Here is a 2986-nt window from a genome sequence, read left to right as displayed (position 1 = left end):
GTTCATCACAGTCTCCTGTAATGAACCCTGCATATTACGAAACTTTGTTCAGTTTTCAAAGGCCTACCTTATTGTTGAAACAACTTTTTAAATAACAACTATTGTAACAGCAACTCAATTAGTATAGCACGTCTGCAAAATTAATGTCAACAACTTTATCCAAAAAACTTAAATTAGTTGTTTAACCCCCCCATTATTACTGAAGCTTCTCGATGTCGATCACCTTGTCTAACCAGGATTCATCATAGAAATTCGTTTCATGGGTAACTAAGAGTACCGCACCTTCAAAACTTTGAATTCCCTTATTCAATGCATCCTTGGTCAGATCATCTAAATGGTTCGTGGGCTCATCAAGAATTAATAGATTAGCCGGCTTCATCATCACTTCGGCCAATTTAACCTTAGCCTGCTCGCCACCGGACAAATCTACCAATGGTGAAAGTACTTGTTGCGCAGTCAATCCAGTTTTTGCTAAATACTGGCGCAAAACTTTGGGCTTCTCCAATTCATATGCGTTCTGCATGTATTGAAGTGGTGTTTCCAACTTATGTGGCCACCGCAGACTTTGATCATAGTAGGCAATCTTAAGCGACGGCGAAAAATCGATATCGCCACCGATCTTTGGTAAAATTCCTAAAATTGTTTTCAAGAACGTTGACTTACCTATACCATTGTAACCTGATACTAAAATCTTTTCGTCTCCAGCAATCGAGATGTCCAAAGGCAATTTGTTCAGTGCTTGATCGTAGCCGAAATAAAGATCCTGCGTCGTCAATAACATTCGGCTGTCGGTAGGCTGATAACGGAACTGGATCGTTGGTTCAGATAAATGATCGGGTTTCTTTAAGACATCTAAGTGTGAGAGCTGCTTCTCGCGACTTTTGGCAGATTTCGCCCGCGTTCCGGCTTTGAATCGACGAATATACGCCTTACTCTTGGCGATTTGTTCTTGCTGCTTAGAATAGGCGCGGCGATAAGATTGTGCGTCTGCTTCCTTCTGACGAAAGGCCGTCTTCAAGTCGCCGGTATACCGCGTGATCTGACCGAACTCGATATCGAGAATAGAATTCGTGATTCGTTCCAGAAACTCATAATCATGTGAGATTACCAAAAAAGCGCCAGGAAAATCGACGAGATAACCAACGAGCCAATCAATATGTTTCGTATCCAAATAATTCGTTGGTTCATCTAAGACCAACATATCTGGTTTCTGAAGCAATAGTTTCGTCAAAATAACTTTCGAACGCTGACCGCCACTTAATTGAGAAACATCGTGATCCAGCCCAATATCATCTAAGCCTAAGCCACTAGCCACTCGAACAATTTCCGTATCGAGATCATAGAAGCCAGACTCCTCCAAGTGAGTCTGCATGCGACCGGCCTTTTCAAGCAAATCATCATCCATATTAGTGGCGTATTCTTCATATAAGTGATTCATCTTTGCTTCGATATCAAATAAATCGGAAAAAGCCGTCTGCAGAAACTGAAAAATCGTCATGCCTGCGACTAGATTAGCGTACTGATCCAAATAACCAACTTCGGTATTCTTCTGCCAAACAACCTTACCCTCATCAGGCAACAATTCACCGGTCAAAATCTTGATCAGTGTACTCTTACCAACACCATTCTGGCCGACAATGCCCATGTGGTCTTGGCGTTCAATTTTAAAATTAGCATTTTCATATAATGTTTTATCTGCAAAAGAATGGCTCAAATTTGTGACTGTTAAAATACTCATTGAAAATCTCCTCAATACGATTCAGCGCGTTAACGTAAATACAATGATTAGAATCATACCATTAAATCACGTGCGTTTCCAGAAAACGAGTGTCATTTCTACTCTGTAAGCAGTGAGAATTGACGTTTTCACCGCGTAAGAGAATTTTTTAGCAACTGTGAATCGTCTGACAGAACCACATTCAAAATGACAAAATCCGTAAAAGATTAGTTATCAAACCATTTATTATTTCAATTGAATGACAAAAGGTACGTTATATTGCAAAAAGATAACAACATGTCAATCTGGAAGTAAACTTGTAATATTTTTGGTATTGGTCTGTTATGTTGGCATGATATGCTGAGTGACGGTTAAGAAATTAAATTTTCTTTAAAGGAGCAAACTACTTTGACTAATATCAAACATAGCAATCACTTTCTAATCCGAATGGTATTCATTTTATCGATCGTCGCTGGGATGATCCTAACTAATCTGAATGTCGTTGTGGCCGCGCCAACAGATCAGGCAAAAGCTACTGAATATTATCCTTCAACCGAATCGGTTAAGCGTGTCACACTTGCACGCACGCTCGTTCTCGAGGCAAAGGCCACTGACGAAGCTCAGGCACGCCTCGCACGCAAAACTGCCAACACAGCAGAACAATTAGCTTATCAGAAACAACAAGATGAAATCGCACGTAAAAAAGCCGAGGCTGCCAAGAAAGCCGCTGAAGCTAAAAAAGCGGCTGAGGCCAAGGCTGCTGCAGCAAAAGCAGCGGCTGCAAAAGCTGCCGCAGACAAAGCCGCTGCTGTTAAGGCTGCTCAGCAAAAAGCTGCTCAAGCACAACAACAAAAGGTCGCAACTCAAACTGCTACAACAACGACAACTTCTGGTTCATCACGTGGTACTTTTAAAATTAGTTTTTACGATCCTGCCGTTCTAGGTTCAAGCATGGGTTACGGTGGCGTGGCTGCCAACCTTAGCGTTTTCCCTCGCGGCACACGTTTAAAGATCTCGATGTCAAATGGTCAAGTCATTTACCGCGTTGTTAATGATACTGGTACTTTTGCTTATAGTAACCCTCATCAACTCGACGTTGCATGGCCAAACAATCAAATCCCTGCGGCTGGTATCTTATCAGCAACAGTCGAAGTTGTTGGCTAAACTAACTCACACATTTAAATAGCATTCAAAAAGGCGCATCGGCTCGGCTCCTGTCAAGAGGACAATCAAATAATTAAAGTGTTTATGCACATTCTTGAACGGCAT

At 41.5% G+C, this 2986-nt stretch carries 2 protein-coding genes; one reads left to right on the top strand and one right to left on the bottom strand.

Annotated features, from left to right (window positions below; all coding sequences use genetic code 11):
• Nucleotides 1-196: 196 nt before the first annotated feature.
• Nucleotides 197-1738: an ABC-F family ATP-binding cassette domain-containing protein gene (locus EKM67_RS10515; protein ID WP_125578932.1), complete on the bottom strand. Its 1542-nt coding sequence runs from the start codon at nt 1736-1738 to the stop codon at nt 197-199.
• 456 nt (nt 1739-2194) lie between these two features.
• On the opposite strand from EKM67_RS10515, the gene EKM67_RS11035 reads away from it, so the two are divergent.
• Entirely contained in the window at nt 2195-2881 is a 687-nt protein-coding gene (locus tag EKM67_RS11035; RefSeq protein WP_379894784.1) for a hydrolase, read from the top strand.
• Nucleotides 2882-2986: the final 105 nt, after the last annotated feature.

The sequence above is a fragment of the Lapidilactobacillus mulanensis genome (assembly GCF_003946215.1).
Classification (GTDB): Bacteria; Bacillota; Bacilli; order Lactobacillales; family Lactobacillaceae; genus Lapidilactobacillus; species Lapidilactobacillus mulanensis.
Note: the sequence above shows the minus strand (reverse complement) of the source record. Positions and strands in the feature narration are given on the sequence as shown.